The following is a 20,387-nucleotide window of genomic DNA, read 5'->3' on the forward strand; positions in this document are numbered from 1 at the left end:
CTGTCCGGGCAGCGCCTGCGACCTCCAAACGAACCCCGCGCGACACGACACGACTGAACCATGAAAGAGTGCCGCGCATAGTCTTCCACAAGCAATGACTCGCATCCATTACTCCCCGTGAACGCACGTCTCGGCGCACGGGTAAGCAAGCCCCTACCAAGCCCGCCTGAATGCCTACCCAAAAAGCAGTAAAACCCGATGTTTGCCGTAGCGCATGACCGGCATCATTGGTTGATGTCATTTCGCCTCTGTTTTTTTTGACGCAGGGGCTACCCCTTTTCGTATCTACCAGGCAGTTCCGGTCGCCGGATGGAGAACCCGTTTTGAGCGTAACGATCGCCCACCCAAGCCGATCATCAGCAGGCTTGCCCGTAGCGTTCCTGCTTTTGGCCGCGCTCGGGCACCGCTCGATGCCGATGCCTGGCACGAGCACCTGGCATGCACCTATACCGGCTGGAGGCAGATGAACACTGACGCGCATCAGCGCATCGCCATCAAGGGCGAGCTGAGCATCTATACCGCGGCGGATTGGAAACGGCGCCTGGATGACTTGTCAGGGCAGGGCGGCGATCTGGAACTGGACCTCGGGGCTGTTCAGGCGCTGGATACGGCCGGGCTGCAATTACTGATGATGGCCAAAAAAGAAATGATTGCCCGCGGCCAGCTATTGCGCCTGACCCACCACAGTCATGCGGTACTGGAGGTGTTCGGGTTGTGCGATATCGCCGACTTCTTCGGCGACCCCATCCTGCTGCATGTCGAGCCGGCCTCGGACTATGCCCCGGCGCAGCGGGGCCCGTTGCTCGTCGAAGCCGAGTTGGACAGGGAGATCCGCGCTGACAGATTGCAGACTCACCACTGGCACATTTCCTGGCGTCCGGGCCTTGACCTGCTGCGCAGCGGCATGGACCCGTTGGCGCTGATTTGTTACTTGTCCACCCTGGGGCATACCTGCAGCATCGTTACCCTCAGCGACAGCCTGCCACCCAGGGCCGGGATGAACCCCGAAAGTTGCTACCTGGGCTTCGAAATCGGCTTTCACAGCGATGCCGACCAGGCCGCTATCGAGGCGGTCTTCGAACCCCTTCGCGAAGACAGTCAGGTGCACATCCTCTCGCCGCACAGCAAGACCGATGAATACCGCAAGATGATTCAGGCATTGCCGCAAGAGAGTCTGCGCATGGGTGAAATTCTGCTCATGCGCTGCGGTATCCCTTCCCCCGCGGAGCTGGACGATTCGATCACTGAGCAGCCGTCCATCGACCTGAGTGTGATTGACCGGTCGATCATGGATCCGTCGCCTATTGAAGAGGGGCTGGCAGCGCAGCCAGTCGAAGACGATTGCGAGGCAGAGAACAACCTGATTAGCGTCGATACCACCCGGCTCGATCAACTGATGAACCTGATTGACGAACTCCTTATTGCGGGTGCTGGTGCCGATCTCGCCGCCCGAAACACTGGGGCCAGTGAGGTGGTGGAGGCCACGGCGGTTCTCGCGCGCCTGGTGGAAGAGGTTCGCGAGTCGACGTTGGCCCTGCGCACGGTGCAAAGAGGTTCCACCTGCAATCGCTTCCAGCGCGTGGTGCGCGCCGTTGCCAGGGGACCGGACAAGAACACTCTCGCCTGCCATCACGCAAACGAATACGCCGGCGATCTGGACAGAGCGCCGACGGACTTCATGCGTTTTCAGGAGTGAGGTCATGGACCAAGTGATCGATATCCACGGGTTAGGGTTCTGGCTGTTTCTGATGGTGCCTGGCACTGCCATGCTCGTCTGGCTGGTGGTTCATCTGTTGCGTGTCGACGTCAAGACAGGCAAGCCTGTCGATCCATCTGCTGAGGTTTACCCTGTTAATCTGGACCCGTTCGCCCTTCATACGATCGGGCTGCTCACCGATGCATGCGCGGCTTATAGCCCATCCCGTGAAGAGTCTGTTGCCTCGAGTCGTTTGCCGGTGCTCAAACGTAGCGTCACCGATCATGAGAACTTCATCGAGCTCGCCGACAAGATGTATCAGTTGGCCGAATTGATCGCGCTGATGGATGAGAAAAAGCAGGTACTGGCAGGTACAGCCATTAACCCTCAATTGGCTGCTGACAAGCCGATACCCGACAGCCCTAACCTGTCGCTCATGCTCGGCGGCGAACGGTTCGCGATCAGCGCATTGAACATCCACACCGTCGTCGAGGCGCGTCAGCTCTTCACTAAACTGGCCATGCCGTCGAAGCTGCGCAGTGCAATCAGAGTGGGCAACACGCTGGTACCGGTGATCGACCTTGGCATCCACCTCGCGGGTCGGCCGGTAAGGATGAGCTGGAGCACCTGTGTAGTCGTCCTTGAGGTGGGCTTCGCTGATCGAACGCACATGATCGGTGTAGTGGTCGATGCGGTCGGCGGCATATTGCGAGTTTCCCCAGCGCAAATCGAACAGACAGCGATCCAAAACAGCAAAATCCGCAACGATTTCATCCTCGGCATGGTCTTGGTCGACAATTACATGTTCACGTTGTTGGGTATCGAGCGAGGACTCTCGGCGAATGGGTTCGTCCTGCCGCGTTCGCTCACCCAACCCATGGCAGAGGAGAGGACGCCGACATGAGCTTCATCCGCACGTTCTTCTGCCGTTACAGCCGCCGGCCGATCCTGTTACCGCAGGCTTTTGCGCAAACATCGGGCGGCGCGAACCAGACCCATGCATCCACTCGCGAATTCGCGGACCTGGCCGGTGAGCTGAATGCCATCGTCAAGCACTTCATTGTCTGAGGCAAAGACGCCGCACTATGAAATACCTGCAAGGATTTCCATGCAATGAATAACCGGGTGCTATCCGATATGCACCAACGAGTCTGGGCGCCCCGATCAGGTGGCCCTATGCGCAAAAGGACCAACCGCAACGACTCTCTCACCGACAAAACCAGGTGGCGAGTATGAATAACAATCTACCTCCTTCGAGCCTGCTCACCCCGACGCCTTGCACCGAGCGAACGCAGACTCGCTTCTACGCTGAGTGTTTGAAGTGCACCGCTGACAGTCAGGCCTTTCGCACGCTGGCCGAGAATACGCCGGATTCTATTGCCCGCTATGATCGCCAGGCTCTGCGTACTTACGCCAACCCGGCTTTTGCCCGTATAGCCGGAGTCTCCCCTGTGTCCCTGCTCGGCAAAAAACCCAGCGACGCTTCCAGCGTTCCCGAAATGCTTGCCTATGAGGCGACTCTGCTGGAGGTGGTACACAGTGGCCAACCCGCCGACTATGAGTTGTCCTGGACAGGTGCAAACGGCCCGATTACCAGCCAGATACGCCTCGTTCCGGAGCTGGGGGCCGACGGTGAAGTCGTCAGCGTACTGGCCGTGGGCCGTGATATCACCCAGCTACGGCGCGCCGAGCAGGAACTGCGGGTCAGGGAGCAGGAGTTTCGCACCCTGGTGGAGAATTCGCCGGATGTCATTGTCCGCTATGACCGTGAGGGCCGGCGCATCTACATCAATCCCGCCTACGAGCGGGTGTATGGGCTCGCGCGCAGCGAAGTCATCGGCACCCCCATTACTTACAAGTCCCCTCTGCCTGTCGACGTGACGAGTCGCTATCACCGGTGCATCTTGAATGTCCTGCTGGGTGGCCAGCCCGACTCAGAGGAAGCCATCTGGACCAACGCCAACGGTGAACAGACTGCCTTGCATATCCAAATGGTGCCTGAGTTCGACCAGCACGGGCAGGTCACCAGCGTGCTTACCATCGCCCGCAACATATCCGCGCTCAAGGCAACCGAGCAGCGTCTTGAGCAGGCCGAAGCCATGGCTCGCCTCGGCCACTGGCAATTGGATTATCGCCTTGGCGCCTTGCGGCTATCGGCGGAACTCTGTCGTATGGCCGGCAAACCTCGCAATTGGTGTCCGACCCAGAGTGAACTCCTCTCCATGCTCCTGCTCAAGGATCGCGGACGCATCCTTGATCGTCTCTGCCAAGCCTCCTTCGAGCGCAGCACCTCTCTAACGTTGGAGTACTGCATCGTGGTGGACGGGCGGCAATTGCATTTGCATTCCGATATGAGTATCGAATACGACGCCGACGGTAAGCCGCTGCATGCGCTGGGTACGGTCCAGGATATCAGTGAACTGAAAGCCTATCGGGAGCGGATGCACGCGCTGGCCTTTTATGATGGCCTGACCGAACTGCCTAATCGCGAACTTTTTAAAGAGCGCCTGCAACAAGCGTTGGTCGAGGCCGAGCGCAGTGGCGGCCAAGTCGTGGTGTCGGTTCTCGACCTCGATAACTTCAAGGTGGTGAACGATACCTTGGGGCACGGCGCTGGGGATGAATTGTTGCGCGAAGCCGCCAGCCGCTTGCGGCGTCTGGTGTGCGGTAACGATACCGTGGCACGCCTGGGCGGTGATGAGTTCGCGCTGATTCTCACCAAACTCACCGACACTGCCGACTTGGACAGCCAGGGCAAACGAATCCTGCAGGCCATTACGGGTATTTACCGGATCCAGGGTCGGGAAGTTTTCGTATCCGGTAGCCTCGGTATCGCCCGCAGTCCGGTAGACGCTGACAGCATCGCCGAACTCCTGCAGTACGCCGATTCGGCCATGTATCACGCCAAAGCCCGCGGGCGAAACAATGTGCAGCTCTATACGCCGCGCCTGACCCAACAGACCATGGAGCGTCAGGCACTGGCAGCGAGCTTGCGCCATGCGCAGCGTAACGGTGAACTGACGTTGCATTATCAGCCACAGATAGATTTGGCCAGCGGCCGCCTGATCGGCGCTGAAGCCCTGTTACGCTGGAACCATCCGCAACACGGGCAAGTGCCTCCGGACAAGTTCATTCCGATTGCCGAGGAAACCGGACTGATTGTTGGTATTGGCGAATGGGTTCTGGAAACGGCCTGTCGTTTTGCCGTCACCTTGAATTGTGAGGGGCGGTGCCCACCGCTGAAAATAGCCGTCAATCTGTCGCCGCGACAGTTCCAGATGAATGACCTGCTTAGCTCAATCCGCGCCATCGCGCAGAACACCGGCTGCGAGCCAGCCTGGTTGGAACTGGAAATCACTGAAGGCTTGCTGCTGGATGATAGCGTCGTCGTGCGCGAAACCCTTAAAGAACTGAACACCATGGGTTTCTCCATTGCCATCGACGATTTCGGTACCGGTTATTCGGCGCTCGGCTACCTGAATCGCTTTCCCATCGAAACCCTGAAGATAGACCGCTCTTTTATTCGCGACATCGAACACAACCGCGAAAGCGCCGAGCTAGTCAAGGCGATCATCTCCATGGCTAACAATTTGCGCTTGTCGCTGGTAGCCGAAGGCGTCGAAGAGACCTCTCAGCAAGCATTCCTGCAGAGTCATGGTTGCCAAAGTGCACAGGGTTGGCTGTATGGAAAAGCCATGCCACAGGTGGATTTCGAAGAACTGTCGTTATTAAGGCCAGCGAACTGTGACTGGCGGGTAAGTCATGGCGTGGCCGTGTCTGCGGCTGACATCACGTACCGCCCATGAAGTTACTTCACCCATGTGAGTCTCTCCCCAAGATGAAATTTTTTCGCAATATGCCTGTTACGCGTCGGCTGTGGATAGTCCTCCTGCTCGCCATGACCATGCTCCTTGCAATCAGCTTGTTCTTGTTGCGGCAGATCTACATAGAGCAGCACGACGCAAAGGCAGGGAAGACCCGGCAGGTGGTTGAAGCCACCATGAGCGTTCTCAGGCATTTCCATGACCTGGAAAAGAACGGCATGCTGAGCCGTGAAGATGCGCAGAAACAAGCCCTCGCCGTGGTCCGCGCAATGCGGTACGACGGGGATAACTACCTATGGGTCAACAATCTTGAAGTGAAGATGCTCATGCATCCGGACATCAAGCTCGAAGGCCAGGACCTCTCTGACTTCAAGGACCCGGATGGCAGGACTCCGTTCATCGACATGGTGGCGATCGCAAAAAGCCAGGGCGGTGGCCTGGTGCGTTACCGGTGGCTTAAACCAGGTTCCAGTGAGCCAGTTGAAAAAGTCTCTTACGTCGAACTGTTCCAGCCTTGGGGTTGGGTACTCGGTTCAGGAACCTACTTTGACGACGTGCAAGCTGCATTCCGTGTACAGCTTTGGAAAGCGGCCGGTGTGTTCCTGACGATCAGCTTGATCCTCAGCATCCTGCTCATTCTGATCAGTAGAAGCATTACAGGGCCGTTGAATGAAACGGTGCGGGCCATGGCTGATATAGCCAGCGGGGAGGGCGATCTGACGCGCCAACTGGACGCCCGGGGCCATGATGAATTGTCGGCACTGGCGGGGCACTTCAACGCCTTCACCGAGAAGTTGCGCCATGTGGTGGGGCAATCCTTGCAAGCTGCCAAGGCGCTGGATGAGGCATCCGCCGCACTTAATGGTATCGCCAGCGAAGGTCAGGGGTACAGCGAGCAGCAGACACAGCAAATGGACTTGGTGGTGACGGCCGTCAATGAAGTCACCTACGCCGTTCAGGGGGTCGCGACGAATGCCGAACAGGCTGCCAGCGAAGTACGTGACGCCGATGAGCGCGCCCGGCAGGGACAAAACAGCATTGGCAATTGCGCACGGCAAGTGGGACACCTGTCTGGAACCATCCAGCAAGCCGTGGAGGTCATTCGGACGCTGGCGCAGGAAAGCACGCGCATCGGCAGTGTCATTGAAGTGATCCGCGCGATCGCAGAACAGACCAACCTGCTTGCCCTCAATGCTGCCATCGAAGCGGCGCGGGCAGGGGATCAGGGACGCGGTTTTGCCGTCGTGGCGGATGAGGTGCGGATGTTAGCCCAGCGTACCCAACAGTCCACCACGGAAATCCAGGACATGATCGAAACCCTGCAGCGCAATTCGGAAGCCGCCGTCGCTGTGATCGATGAAAGCAGCCAAGGCTCACAACTGACCCTTGAGCAAGCCAACCTGGCGAGCATCAGCCTGGATCAGATCAGCCAATCCTTGCGCAACCTGACAAGCCTGAATGCCTCCATCGCCAGCGCTACGTTGCAGCAATCCCACGCGGTCGAAGACATCAACCAAAACGTCACTCAGGCGGCCGGTCTAGCGCAGGACAACACCCAAGCCTGTGAGCGAACCAACGCAGCCAGCCAGAACCTGCGGCAGTTGGCCGACCAATTGAATCGGTTACTGGGACAATTCCGGGTTTGAGCGATGCGTTGGGCTGCAATCGTTGTCGGCGTCGGCAACCTGCCCCAAAGGTGTAGGCGTCCCCCTACCGCATTATCAGGCGATATCGATAGTGTTGCCCTTGAAAGGGTGGCACTTTGAAATCGCTCCTTGCGCCACTGAGCACTTCTTCGTGGCAGGTCAGGCAGCAACGGATTTCCAGCACTCAGAATAAAAAAGCCTGGCACTGCAAACGTCGTCCCCTTTGAAGCGAGAGCGATCCGAACGCAGCGACTTCGGTGCCAAGGCCGAGAGAGTCATACCCAGATCATGCCATCCCAGTCCGTTGTCCTGCCATCAACCCGATACGCTTTGCGAAGCGTCCGTCTGTGCGTTTGTGTTTCCGGGTTCTGGCTGCTGTCACGCGTGGTTTGCGCCGAGGATCTGACCAATCTCCCTTTCGAACAATTGCTGGAAACCGAGGTCGTCGGGGCGTCGCAACTCTCTCAGCAACTGACCGACGCGCCATCTGCCGTTTCGGTGGTCACGGCCGAGGATATACGTCGCTTTGGTTACCGGACGCTCGCCGAAATCCTGAACAACATGCGGGGCTTGAACATAAGCTTCGACGGGATTTATTACTTCCCGGGTGGGCGTGGTTACGGGATGCCTGGCGAATACGCCGGACGCGTCATGCTCCGTATCGACGGCCTACCGGTCGCCGACAATATCTTCAACCAGATATATCTCGGTGAGGATGGCGTGCTCGACACTGAAATGATCGAGCGGGTCGAGTACGCACCTGGGCCCGGAGCCGCGCTGTACGGCAATAATGCATTTCTCGGCGTGATCAACGTTGTGACCAAGCGAGGCCGCGATTTGAACGGCGGCCAGTTGGCCATGACGACCGGCTCCAACCAGGATCGTAAAGTACGCGCCAGTTGGGGCGAGCGTCTGGACAACGGTGGCGAATGGCTGGTCTCGGCTTCGGCGTCCCAGGCAGATCTGCCTGATATCCATTACGGCGATGACGTCCTGGGCGATGAATTGAATGGACAACGACTGTTCATCAAGGGATCGCAGGGTGTATGGAGCTTTGAAGGTGCGTTCGCAGAGCGCAATCAGCGAGAGTTGACGAGCCTCTTCGATTCCAGATCGGACTTCTCCGATCGGAACTCTTTCTGGACGCTGGGCAACGATACCGACCACGGTAGCTATCGCTCCTCCATCCGTCTCTCCCATGGTAGCTATCTGTACCGAAACGCCTTTCGTGAAGCCGTCGAAGGCCAGCGTGATTTCACTGAGGACACCCGAGTCGACGGGCAATGGTGGAATCTGGAGGGCACCGTCAGCAGCGTAGCCTTCACCGGCCATCGTTTGGTGCTGGGTAGCGAATACCGCAATGATTATCGGCAGGATCAAGAAACTCGGCGGTATTTTCCCAGTAGCGACGAATATGAAGACAGCCTGGATCAGGGTTCAGCGCAGACCTTCAGCCTTTTTGCTCAAGATGAGGTCGCGCTTGCGGATGATCTGAGTTTGAACCTGGGGCTGCGTGTCGACCGGCGTAGCAGCAAGGACACGGCGGTGCATGGCGCCCCCCGTATCGCCCTGATTTATACCGGTCTGGCAGACACCACCCTGTCTCTTTCCCATGGCAGTGCGATCCGATTCGCAAGTCGCAACGAAGTGACCGCTCAGGACGTTCCCTCCGTCGAGTCGGAACGTGTCACCACCACCGAGTTCGTTGCCGATTATCGCCCCGGAGATTTCCGTGTGCTGGGTAGCCTCTATCGCTACCGCATTACAGACCCCATCCGACGCTTTTCTGACCCGACACTGGAATGGATCGACACCCTTGGAGCGGAGCTCGAAGCGCAATGGCAATGGCGGCGTGTTCAACTACGGGCAAGCCATACCCTGCAGCGCACTCAGGACAATCTCGACCGCCCTCTGGTCAATTCGCCGCGTCACTTGAGCAAGCTGCAGGCATCGGTTCCCCTGGCCGGAGAACATCTGCGGGCGAGCCTCGCCGCCCGCTATGTGGGCAAGCGACTGACAACACCGCAAGAGAGCGCGTCTGGCTATGGGATCGCCGACCTTACCCTTACGAGCGAGGCGGTGCTGCCAGGTATCACTGTCACCGCCGCGGTGCGTAATCTCTTCGACCGCCGCTACCGGGACGCGTCGCTCTTCGAGGGACAGGTCGAGCGCGGCGAGCGCACCCTGTGGTTGGGTCTGGAGTATGCGTTCCAATGAGGGCTATCGGTCTACTCCTGCTGGTCCTCGCCGCCTGGTATGTGCCTATCCAGCCGTTATTGGCCGACACAGCGGTGGATGAGCGCGCGATGAAGGTTGCTTATATCTATAACTTCACGCTCTTCGCACATTGGCCTTCGTTGTCTGATGTTGACTTCCAACTCTGCATACTCGGCAATACACCTCTGGATGAGGAACTCTCTCGGCTCAAGGGCAAGCCTGCCCAAAATGGTCTACCGATCGCCATACGGTGGATTATGCCCAACGCTTCGTTCGCGGGCTGTCAGGTGCTCTATATCGATGAACACAACCGCCGGACTCTCGACGCCTTGCTTCAGCAGCTTGCCACCGCGCCGGTCCTGACTATCACGGACGCGACCGGTTTTTCCGACCGGGGCATCATGATCGAAATGCGCAGGCAGGGTTCGCGTATCGTTTTCGATGTGAACGTGGCGGCAGCGCGACGCGTGAACCTGGACTTCAGTTCCAGCTTCCTCAAACTCGCCAGTTTCGTGGCTGACAGGTCCTGAGCTTATGCATACTTTGCCCTTCAAGGATCGGCCTCTACGTGACAAGCTCACCCACACCGGATTTTTATTGACTGCTACGGCCATGGCTTTCCTGCTGTTGACCCTGCTGGCCTACCAACTGGTCGTGCAACGCCACGCATTGGCAGAAGGCGTCAGAGTCCATGCGATGGTGATCGGCAGCAATGGTTCCGCGGCGATCATGTTTCGCAACGCACGGGAAGCGCAAGAAACGCTCGATTCTCTTAAACATATCCCGGACATTACCTGGGCTGCGTTCCTATTGCCTGATGGACAGGCGCTAGCCACCTATCAGCGAGGGACCTTGGAGGCAGGTGTGAATCAGGCGGCGAGCGAACATATCGGTTGGACCTCATTACTCGTGCGCCAGCCGATTGTGCTCCACGGCCAGCACATCGGCTGTGTCGCAGTGCGGGCGAGCCTGGCCTCGCTGTACCGTCGCCTCGCATTGCAGTCTGTCTTCGGAGGGCTCGCGGCCGTCCTGACACTATGCTTGTCCCTCGTACTCTCGCGTCGAATGGCCTCCAGCATCGTGAAACCGTTGTTGAGCCTGGTACAACTGACCGAGCAGGTAACCGCCAAGCGGGATTTCAGCCTGCGCGCGACCATGTACGGCAGCGACGAGGCTGGTCGTCTCGCCCGTAGCTTCAATGACTTGATGGCGCAGCTTGAGTGGCACGACGCGCGAACCAGCGCCGAACTGCAACAGCGCCGGTTGGCTGAGCAGCAACTCAACAAATTAGCCTACTACGATCCTGTCACCGGCCTGCATAACCGGCACTACTTCAAGGAGAAGCTCGAAACCGCGGTGACCGAGGTGTTGCGCTATGGCACGTCCTGCGCGGTGCTTTTCATCGACCTGGACGATTTCAAAATTGTTAACGACACACTCGGCCACGAGGCTGGGGATAAATTATTGACCCTCGTCGCCGAACGATTGCGCGATACGTTACGCAGCAACGATGTGGTGTGCCGGATTGGCGGTGATGAGTTTGCGGTGATCCTGGAAAGTCGGGTCAATGCTACTCAGGCCACCCAGGTCGCGGCGAACATCGTCGGCGCGCTGTCCAGTCCTTTTGACATTGAGGATCATCGGATAAACATCGGCGCAAGCCTTGGCATCAGCCTGTGCCCCGATCATGCCTCAGACACCAGCAACCTCCTGCGCAATGCGGACATGGCGATGTATCACGCCAAAGGTTGCGGCAAGAACAATTTTTATTTGTACGCGCCGGAAATGGAAAGCAGCTCGGTCAGCCGCTGATATTCAGCGGTTACCCACCCCCACAACATAGGGGACGCCCTACCTGAGAGTCAGCCGTTTCCCATAGTTGTCACGAGGGGCTACGCTCATACTGGATACCGTGATTGAGCCCGGTTTGTGGCCCGCCTGCGCGGGCGTCATCAACTTGAGACTCAAGCCCTCACCCTTCAATGAAATGGGCCGATTGGGCCAGGCGAATCATAAAGCCAGGATAGCTGGCCTCAAGAGAGACCACGTCCACGCAGGTCCGGTGTTCGTGCAGCAACCGTGTCCTCATTTGGCCTCTCTTGATCATACGAAAGCGGTTCTCACGGATAGGCAGGACTTTCGGCGGTTCGCCCCAGTGTTTCTTCCCGTTCAGCTATTCGCGAGCACGCACCAGGAATCGTAATGATGAATTTGAATGTCAGCACCCGGTTAGGTTTTGGTTTTGCCTTTATTTTAGTGCTGTCGACCGCGCTAACATGGCTGGCAACCTCTCAAGTGACCTATATCAAAAATACCCTTTCCGGCATCAACGACGTTAATAACGTCAAAGCCCGTTATGCGATTAACTTCCGAGGTAGCGTGCATGACCGGGCGATTGTATTGCGCGATACATTGCTGATCGCAGACAACACGCAAATCCCGCCAGAGCTGGCGAAAATCAAAAAACTCTCGGAAGATTATGCCGCCTCGGCGGAAAAGCTGGATCGAATGTTTGCGAGCCGGGATGACATCACCTCTGAAGAGCGAGGTGCACTGGCCAAGATCAAGGCCATTGAGGCGAAAACTCTGCCACTGATCGGGCGCGTGATAGAACTGCGCCTGAATGATCAGGCGCCCCAGGCTCTGGAGCTGTTGCTGACCCAGGCTCGTCCGGCTTTCGTGGAATGGTTGTACCTGATCAACCAACTGATCGATCTGGAAGAGGGCATGAGCAAACAGGCTGCCAGTCAAGCTTACGCGGTGGCCAGTGAGTTCAGTCTTGTCATGTGGGGGGCAACCATCGCGCTCATTATCTTGGGAAGTGGTGTGGCTTGGGTATTGGCTCGCAGCTTCTTGAAACCGCTGACCCGTGCGCTGGCGATGGCTGAGTCGGTCGCGGTGGGTAACCTGACCTCGACACAGGAAGTTGACGGGACGGACGAGCCGGCGCGTTTGCTCAAGGCCTTGGAACGTATGCAGCAGAGCCTGCGTAACACGATCAACAGTATTTATGTGTCCGCCGACCATCTGTCACATACCTCCGAAGATATGAAAACCCTTTCCGAGCAGAGCTCGGTGGGCCTGAACCGGCAGAACCAGGAAATCGAGCAGGCTGCGAGCGCGGTGACGCAAATGACCGCAGCCGTGGAAGAAGTGGCCCGTAATGCACTCCTGGCCTCGCAGGCTTCAGGCGTCGCCAGCAGCTCTTCGAAACAAGGCCGGGAAATGGTGGTAGCGACCGTCAGCGCGATTCAGCAAATGATCGAAGAAGTTCAGAAGACCTCGACACAGGTCGGCGAACTCGCCCGAAAAAGCCAGGATATCGGAAGGGTGCTGGAAGTCATCCGCTCAATTGCCGAGCAGACCAATCTGCTGGCTTTGAACGCCGCCATCGAAGCGGCTCGCGCGGGTGATGCCGGTCGTGGATTTGCGGTGGTTGCCGACGAGGTGCGAGGCCTGGCTCATCGCACCCAGCAATCGACCTTGGAAATCGAAGACATGGTCACGGGTATCCGTGGCGATATTGATGACTCTGTGCAACTGATGAAGGGTTGCACGCAAAAAGCGGACGGTACACTCGATGTCGCGCGTTCAGCAGGCGGAGCCCTGGATGAAATTGCCCATGCCGTAGAGCAGATACTGGAACGCAATCACACCATTGCCAGCGCGATGCAGCAGCAAGCGGTGGTGGCTCGCGAGGTGGACCACAATCTACTGAATATCAAAGACTTTTCCGTCGGTTCCCGGGAGGTCGCAGCTAAGGCATTCACCACCACGAACGAACTCAACCAAGTAGTCAACGACTTACGTGAAACGATGAAAAGTTTCGTTCTCTAGGCGAGGTAGCATACCCCTTGAAACCGACGTCGCCTGCGCAGGGAAGGGGCGAAAGGGGGCCAACGCCATGGAAGCCTGTATCGGCTACCGATGTTGTCGCCAAGGTACTGGATTGAGCGACAACTGGAGCAACGACAGAAACGCGGTCGTGCGTGCGCTGCGACCGTGCCGTGACCCGAGCATTGCAACCACATCGGCTGCCGGTGCTTGCCATTCTGGTAGCACGGTACACAGTCGGCCCTGCTGCAGGTCGCTGGCAACGTTCCATTCCGAGCGAATGGCGATGCCCATGCCGGCCAATGCCCAGTCTCGAACAACGGCACCGTCATTGCTCCACATCACCGGATGAATGCGCACCGTCGCGGGGCTGCGGCCCGGGGCGCGGAACCGCCAGAGCGTTACATCTTCATCGTTCTCACGCACCACCAGGCAGCGCTGCCTGGCGAGATCCGCGGGCGTTTCGATAGGGCCTGACTGTGCGAGGTATTCAGGGCTCGCGCAAAGGATGCGCCGATTCGACGCCAGCGTGATCATGACCTGGCCGGGTGGCCCGGGTGGGCCGATATGAATCACCACATCGCAGGTTTCGATTTGCCGGGCGCCAGGATGGTCGGATAACTCCAGCGAGACCGTCACGTTCTCGTGCCTGCGAATGAAGTCCTGCACCACTGGCGCTACGTGGAGCCTACCGAACCCATGTGGGGCCGCGACCCGCAGGTGACCGCTGACATTTCCGGTCCTGTCGGCCAGGGCTTCGGACAATGCTTCGAGCGTGTCGGCCACCGTTCGTCCATGAGCTGCGACCAGGGTACCGGCTTCGGTCAGGCTGGAGCGCCGGCCCGTGCGGTCGAGCAGCCGAACCCCCGCACGCGCCTCAAGTGCTTGCAGGCGTTGGGTGATGGCGGGCGGTGTGACATTCAGTTTACGTGCGGCTTCGGCCAGGGAGCTCGAGCTCGCCAGCACATTGAAAAAGTCCAGATCTTCAGAAGTAATCATTAAGGCAGAGCTTAATGATTAATTTATAAATCGTAAATTGCTAAATTATGTTACGCCGGTAAATATTTGAAGTACGCCAATACATCGAATTTGACGGATAAACTGAAAATGCCTGCTCCTTTATTTCCGATAGAGACTTCTCCAGATTTCCCCACAGAAGCTGATGTGGTTGTGATTGGCGGTGGCATTATCGGCACTTTTGCCGCCTATTACCTGGCTAAGCGCGGCATGAAGGTCGTTTTGGTAGAGAAGGGCCGCATCGGCGCCGAACAATCGAGTCGAAACTGGGGTTGGTGCCGGCAGCAAAATCGAGACGCCCGGGAGCTGCCAATGGCGACACAAAGCCTTGGGCTGTGGCAGCAGTTCGCCACGCAAACGGGTGAGCAAACGGGATTCAAGCGGTGCGGCTTGCTCTATCTCAGTAACAACGAGAAGGAGCTCGCCGGCTGGGCGCGCTGGGGTGAATTTGCACGCACCGTTGATGTAAAGACCTGCATGCTGACCGCGCAGCAAGCCACTGAGCGCGGCAAGGTGACCGGCAAACATTGGAAGGGTGGGGTTTTGCACCCACTGATGGTATTGCTGACCCGCCTCGTGCGGCCCCTGCGGTCGCTCGCGCCATCATGGCCCTGGGTGGCACCGTGCATCAGGGCTGCGCGGCGCGCGGCATCGAAGCTGAAGGTGGCCGATTGTCCTCGGTCATCACTGAGAATGGCACCATCCGCACCCGGCTCGCCGTGCTCGCAGGTGGCGCTTGGGCATCCTCGTTTTGCCGTCAGTATGGCATTCGGTTTCCCCAGGCCACTATTCGTCAGACAGTGATGTCGATTTCACCTCTGGGGCAGAAATTACCGAGTGCGCTTCACACGTCGGATGTCTCCATGACCCGCCGTTTCGATGGTGGCTATACCTTGGCTATCAGCGGCCGGGGCCGTGTTGACCTCACACCACAACTACTGGGTTTCGCCCCGCAGTTCCTGCCGATGTTTCAAAGAAGATGGCGCAACCTGGCACCTGGTGGCCTGGAGGGTATTCGCTCAGGTCACGAAGGCTGGAAGCGCTGGCGTCTGGACCAACCGACGCCGATGGAGCGGATGCGAATTCTCGATCCGAAGGTGGACGCCTCGGCTGTCGAGCTGACTTACAAACGCGCGGTGGAGCTGATCCCGATGCTCAAGACGTCATCGGCCAGCGCAGCCTGGGCCGGTTTTGTGGACAGTACGCCGGACGGTGTCCCGGGTATTGGCGAAATGGCCAACCTTCCTGGCCTGGTACTGGCCGCCGGGTTCAGTGGGCATGGCTTCGGCATTGCGCCGGGAGCGGGTCATTTGATCGCCGACATTGTCAGTGGGACCGACCCCATAGTCGATCCTCGGCCCTATCATCCGGACCGCTTCCAGGCTTCGGCCTGGGGCAAGGTTGCGGATTTCTGATCGTCTGGTTTCTACCCCCTTAATCTGAGTCAAGAGGCATCGTCCTTATGTCGAAGTTCTCCGATCAAAACGCCAGTCCAGTGGTCCAGTCGCCGCTTGGTTTGCCTGCGCAAGCAGCCACCGGAGCGCTGCGCCTTACGCGGCTACGTACCGATCACTTACCGCTCGCCGTAGGCCTTTCGCGTGCATTGGGCTGGCCGTACCGGGAAGAAGACTGGCGCTTCGCATTCGACCTGGGGGCCGGATTCGCGGTGGAAGCTGAAAGTCGTCTGGTGGCCACGGGATTGTGGTGGCCGCAGGGCGTGACCCACGCTTCGGTGGGCATGATTATCGTCGACCCGCAAATGCAGGGTAGGGGTATCGGTCGAGCATTGATGGATGCGTTGTTGCAGCAGGCGGGTGAGCGAACGGTGCTCCTCAATTCCACCCAAGAGGGGCTTGCGCTCTATACGCAGCTGGGATTCGTTGCCCATAGCCAGATTAATCAACATCAGGCGCTGCTGGAACCTGAACCGCACCGTTCGCCTCGTTCCCAAGACGTTCGCCTATTACAGGCCGCAGACGAGAAGCCGCTGCGACAGTTGGATCTGGATGCCACCGCAAGGGATCGGACCGCGCTGCTGGATGCGTTGTTGGAGAGCGCAAACGTCATGGTTGTCGATTGCGGGGCAGGTGTGTCGGCTTACGCATGCGTGCGGGAGTTCGGGCATGGCGTGGTCATCGGCCCGGTCATTGCCAAAGGCCCGCATGCTATGACGGATGCCATGTCCCTTATCGCCGCACTCGCTGACAACCATCGAGGTCGATTCGTGCGCATAGACGTCACCGAAGAAAGCGGCCTATCGCAATGGCTAACCGAGTTGGGTTTGCCCTGCGTTGGCCATGCACGGCCCATGGTTCGCGGTCTTCAGCCGCGCGCTGGAACTGACGCGCGTCTATTTGCCCTTTCAAACCAGTCGATCGGTTGATGCAGCCACTCACCCTGAGATGATGGATATCCTTTATGAAGATGAAGCCTTATTGGCTTGATACCGCCCCCAAGTTTGCATCTGGCGAACGTGAAGCGCCGCGTGGCGAGGTTGATGTGGCGGTGGTCGGTGCCGGCTTTACCGGTTTGTCTGCGGCAATAGCCTTGGCTAAAAAGGGCGCGAGCGTTGCCGTATTCGAGGCCGGTCTTGTCGCTAATGCAGCCTCCGGTCGCAACGGCGGGATGTGCAACAACGGTTTTGCCCAAGACTATTATGCTTTGTCGACTGCTATCGGTCGGGAACGGGCCAACATGCTTTATCACGCGTTCGACGCAGGCGTCAGCAAAGTGGAGTCGCTGATCGCGGAGGAGGGCATCGAGTGTGATTTCAAGCGTGTCGGCAAACTCAAGCTCGCGGCCAAGCCTGAACACTACGACAAACTGGCCCGATCACAGGCACTCATGGCGAAGGAATGTGATCCTGACACCCACATGCTGACTCGTGAGCAGTTGAGCAGCGAGATCGGTTCAGACCGATATTTCGGCGGCCTGGTCTTCAGCAAAAGTGCCGGGATGCATGTCGGCCGTTATGGCCAAGGCTTGGCAGAGGCTGCGGTCCGGCATGGCGTACGCATCTATGAAAACGCCCCCGTCCTAGGCCTCTCGCGCCAGACAGGCACGGTGCACCAGGTCAAGACACCCCGTGGCGAAGTGCGTGCCCGCCAGGTGCTGTTGGCCACCGGCACATCCGCAGTGGGGCCGTTGGCATGGTTCCGCCGACGCATCGTGCCGGTGGGCGCCTTTATCATCGTCACAGAGCCATTGTCAGTCGAGATGCTTGATCGCCTGGTCCCGCGTCGACGCATGACTACCGATACGAAAAACTTCGTCAACTACTTTCGAGTCACGCCGGACAACCGTTTACTGTTCGGCGGGCGTGCGCGCTTCGCGGCCTCCAACCCCACATCGGACATGAAGAGTGGCGTCATCCTGCAGAAATCGCTGATCGAGGTCTTCCCGCAACTGAGCGGTACGCGCATCGATTATTGCTGGGGTGGCATGGTCGATATGACCCGTAATCGCCTGCCCCATGCCGGTGAGCACAACGGGCTGTTCTACTCGATGGGTTACAGCGGCCACGGAACGCATATGGCGACTTATATGGGCGCAATCATGGCCGAGGTACTCGATGGTCGTGCAGACCTCAACCCTTGGCGAGATTTCACTTGGCCTGCCATCCCGGGGCATTTTGGAACGCCGTGGTTTCTTCCGTTGGTGGGCGCTTATTACCGATTCCAGGACCTGGTGCGTTAAGCGGGTGCGCCGACACGGGCAATAGGCAACGCCGTTGCTGCGATAAAAACACTCAGAAAAAGCGCATCGAAAAGAGGGCGTACCCGAGCGCGGTGCGCTCCGCAAACTCTGCTGAGAGTGGACTTGACGACGGTAGATTGTGCCGCGCGGGGCGCTAATTTAACCAGCTTTGGATGGTGTAGTGGTGCTGTAATAATTTTTGGTACAGCAGTGCACTCGTGCTCGGAAAGCTGTATCTGTTCGATACATCATGCCCTTAACCGTGATACGGGACGGCACTCAATGAGCTTTCTTCGACCCAAATACATTACGTTCGACTGCTACTGCACGTTGACCAACTTCCACATGGGCACCCTGACGCGTGAGCTGTCACGAGCAGCCGGGCAATGCCTGTTACAACTCCCGGAAGATCCGTGACATCGGTGGGTTGGCAGAGCTGGTTGGCCTCTGATTGTAGACGGTCGTGAGAGGTTAGACCGGGGCGGTCCATAGGCGCCCATTGTCGGCGCTACGCTGTTTGCTTTGATGTTGGCTTCACCGTCGTTCGCGTTTTGCAAGACGTTCCGGTTAACCGGAGCACTTCATACTTCTCCATTCGACAGGTACACCTGACATGACTGACATCAAGGTTGACTCCTCACTGATCAGCGGCCAAGAAAGCCTACGCGTCTTCGAAAGCCTCAATCGTGGTATTTCCCGTCGTAGCGCCTTGCAGATGCTGGGGGTCGCCGGTATCGCCGCCGCAGGGACCGGCAGTCTATTCGGCGCTGCCGGCAAGCTCCTCGCTGATGAAGGTGCTGCCCCCGCAAAAGGCAAGCCGGGCGGGCGAATCCGCGTCGCCGGCATGAACAGTTCCACCGCCGATACCCTGGACCCTGCCAAGGGATCCGGGTCTACCGACTATACGCGGCAGTTCATGTTTTATAACGGCCTGACCCGTTTTGACAGCCATATGGTGCCGCAACTGGAGCTGGCCGAGCGTTTCGATACGACCGATGCCACGCTCTGGGTGATCACCTTGCGCAAAGAGGTGACGTTTCACAACGGCAAGCCTCTTACCGCCGCCGACGTGGTGTTTTCGCTATTGCGCCACAAGGACCCCGTCACCGGCTCCAAGGTCCTGCCGCTGGCAGAGCAGTTCACCGAGGTCAAGGCGACGGGCCCCACCGAAGTACAGATCCGCCTCAGCGGCCCCAATGCCGAGTTGCCGTCGATTCTTGCTGTATCGCACTTCCTGATCGTTCCCGAAGGCACTACCGACTTTAACCAGGGAATCGGTACTGGGCCGTTCAAGGTCAGGGAGTTCAAGCCAGGTGTGCGCTCCATTGCTGTGCGCAACACTAACTACTGGAAGCCGGGTTTGCCGTACCTGGATGAAATTGAATTCATCGGAATTGCCGACGAACCCTCTAGGATCAACGCGTTGCTGTCGGGCGATGTGCAGATCACCAACGAAGTCAATCCGCGCTCAACGGTACGTATCAAGGCCAGCAGTAAACATCAGGTGGTCGCGGCGCCGTCGGGCAACTACACCGACCTGATCATTCGCCAGGATCAAATGCCGGGTAAAAGCGGGGAATTTACCCTGGCAATGAAATACCTGCTTGATCGTGAGCAGATCAAGTCCGCGGTGTTCCGAGGGTTTGCCGTGGTCGGTAACGATCACCCGATTTCTCCGGGTGCGCGCTACTACAATGTTGACTTGCCACAGACAGCCTACGATCCGGACAAAGCCAAGTTCTTGTTAAAAAAAGCTGGCATGGAGAGCATCACCATGCCGCTAATTGCATCACCGGCCGCCACCGGATCGGTGGACATGGCGGTGCTCCTGCAGCAATCGGCGAAACAGATCGGGCTCAAGTTCGACGTCAATCGCCTACCGAGTGATGGTTATTGGTCCAATCATTGGATGAAACACCCGCTGAGTTTCGGCAACATCAACCCACGGCCGAGTGCCGACGTAATGTTTTCGCAGTTCTTCCAGTCGAGCGCGCCCTGGAACGAATCCGCCTGGAAGAATGAGCAATTTGACCAATTACTGCTGCTTTCCCGCGGTGAAACCGACGACGCAAAACGCGGCAAAATGTATGCAGACACTGGTGCATGGCCACTGCGGAATTGGCATTCCGGTGTTCATCAGCAATATCGATGGCATCGATCAGCGCGTCAAAGGCTACGGCAGCAATCCGCTGGGCGGTTTCATGGGCTTTATGTTCGCCGAGCAAGTCTGGCTGGACGCCTGATTGAGGGCGTCACCGAGAGCGTTGCATGAAGCGAAAGGTTGGCAGCGGGTGATGGCTTGGCTGCGTGCCAGAATCTTGTCCCTGTTCCAACAGGCTGCATCGCGGACTGTGCAGAGACGATACGGTCGTTGATGCACCGCTGGTGGCTTTACCCAGTACAGATCAATCGGCGCAAACACCGATAGATCTGTACTGGACAGGGAGGGGCGAGAAG

General features: G+C 58.2%; 12 protein-coding genes and 3 pseudogenes. 14 read left to right on the top strand and 1 reads right to left on the bottom strand.

Annotation, left to right across the window (positions count from 1 at the left end; genetic code table 11):
* Positions 1 to 463: 463 nt before the first annotated feature.
* The 9 genes from ACODTO_RS01130 to ACODTO_RS01170 all read left to right on the top strand — a co-directional run bounded on the left by ACODTO_RS01130 (position 464) and on the right by ACODTO_RS01170 (position 13,220).
* Positions 464 to 1,696 carry an STAS domain-containing protein gene (locus tag ACODTO_RS01130; RefSeq protein WP_258632566.1) on the top strand — a complete coding sequence of 411 codons (1,233 nt, stop codon included), beginning with the start codon at positions 464 to 466 and terminating at the stop codon, positions 1,694 to 1,696.
* Positions 1,697 to 1,700: 4 nt separating this feature from the next.
* Complete coding sequence (locus ACODTO_RS01135) at positions 1,701 to 2,600, top strand: chemotaxis protein CheW (protein ID WP_258632568.1); 900 nt, start codon at positions 1,701 to 1,703, stop codon at positions 2,598 to 2,600.
* Positions 2,597 to 2,764 carry a hypothetical protein gene (locus tag ACODTO_RS01140; protein WP_258632569.1) on the top strand — a complete coding sequence of 56 codons (168 nt, stop codon included), beginning with the start codon at positions 2,597 to 2,599 and terminating at the stop codon, positions 2,762 to 2,764. The genes ACODTO_RS01135 and ACODTO_RS01140 overlap by 4 nt, the downstream gene beginning before the upstream one ends.
* A 164-nt stretch (positions 2,765 to 2,928) precedes the next feature.
* On the top strand, positions 2,929 to 5,502 hold the full coding sequence (locus ACODTO_RS01145; RefSeq protein ID WP_258647806.1) for a sensor domain-containing protein: 2,574 nt from the start codon (positions 2,929 to 2,931) through the stop codon (positions 5,500 to 5,502).
* 32 nt (positions 5,503 to 5,534) lie between these two features.
* A complete protein-coding gene (locus ACODTO_RS01150) occupies positions 5,535 to 7,166 on the top strand; it encodes a methyl-accepting chemotaxis protein (RefSeq protein WP_258633569.1) in 1,632 nt (543 codons plus the stop codon).
* Positions 7,167 to 7,454: 288 nt separating this feature from the next.
* On the top strand, positions 7,455 to 9,383 hold the full coding sequence (locus ACODTO_RS01155; RefSeq protein WP_258632573.1) for a TonB-dependent receptor plug domain-containing protein: 1,929 nt from the start codon (positions 7,455 to 7,457) through the stop codon (positions 9,381 to 9,383).
* Positions 9,380 to 9,913 carry a YfiR family protein gene (locus ACODTO_RS01160; protein WP_258647805.1) on the top strand — a complete coding sequence of 178 codons (534 nt, stop codon included), beginning with the start codon at positions 9,380 to 9,382 and terminating at the stop codon, positions 9,911 to 9,913. The genes ACODTO_RS01155 and ACODTO_RS01160 overlap by 4 nt, the downstream gene beginning before the upstream one ends.
* A 4-nt stretch (positions 9,914 to 9,917) precedes the next feature.
* The gene (locus ACODTO_RS01165) at positions 9,918 to 11,195 is read left to right on the top strand and encodes a sensor domain-containing diguanylate cyclase (RefSeq protein WP_258632575.1); all 1,278 of its coding nucleotides are present in this window, start codon (positions 9,918 to 9,920) and stop codon (positions 11,193 to 11,195) included.
* Between the two features lie 390 nt (positions 11,196 to 11,585).
* On the top strand, positions 11,586 to 13,220 hold the full coding sequence (locus ACODTO_RS01170) for a methyl-accepting chemotaxis protein (protein ID WP_258632576.1): 1,635 nt from the start codon (positions 11,586 to 11,588) through the stop codon (positions 13,218 to 13,220).
* Positions 13,221 to 13,304: 84 nt separating this feature from the next.
* Here ACODTO_RS01170 and ACODTO_RS01175 read toward each other — a convergent pair whose 3' ends face one another.
* A complete protein-coding gene (locus ACODTO_RS01175; RefSeq protein ID WP_258632578.1) occupies positions 13,305 to 14,216 on the bottom strand; it encodes a LysR family transcriptional regulator in 912 nt (303 codons plus the stop codon).
* A 108-nt stretch (positions 14,217 to 14,324) separates the two neighbouring features.
* On the opposite strand from ACODTO_RS01175, the pseudogene ACODTO_RS01180 reads away from it, so the two are divergent.
* From ACODTO_RS01180 to ACODTO_RS01200, 5 genes and pseudogenes are all read left to right on the top strand, one after another.
* Positions 14,325 to 15,649: pseudogene (locus ACODTO_RS01180) on the top strand (NAD(P)/FAD-dependent oxidoreductase).
* Positions 15,650 to 15,696: 47 nt separating this feature from the next.
* Positions 15,697 to 16,617 (top strand): GNAT family N-acetyltransferase, encoded by a 921-nt coding sequence (locus tag ACODTO_RS01185; RefSeq protein WP_258632580.1) that lies wholly within the window; start codon positions 15,697 to 15,699, stop codon positions 16,615 to 16,617.
* A gap of 35 nt (positions 16,618 to 16,652) precedes the next feature.
* Complete coding sequence (locus ACODTO_RS01190; protein WP_258632582.1) at positions 16,653 to 17,930, top strand: NAD(P)/FAD-dependent oxidoreductase; 1,278 nt, start codon at positions 16,653 to 16,655, stop codon at positions 17,928 to 17,930.
* A 282-nt stretch (positions 17,931 to 18,212) separates the two neighbouring features.
* Positions 18,213 to 18,299: pseudogene (locus ACODTO_RS01195) on the top strand (haloacid dehalogenase type II); the annotation flags it as partial.
* A 244-nt stretch (positions 18,300 to 18,543) separates the two neighbouring features.
* A pseudogene (locus ACODTO_RS01200) lies at positions 18,544 to 20,173 on the top strand (ABC transporter substrate-binding protein).
* Positions 20,174 to 20,387 lie beyond the last annotated feature (214 nt).

Source organism: Pseudomonas sp. FG13, assembly GCF_057809755.1.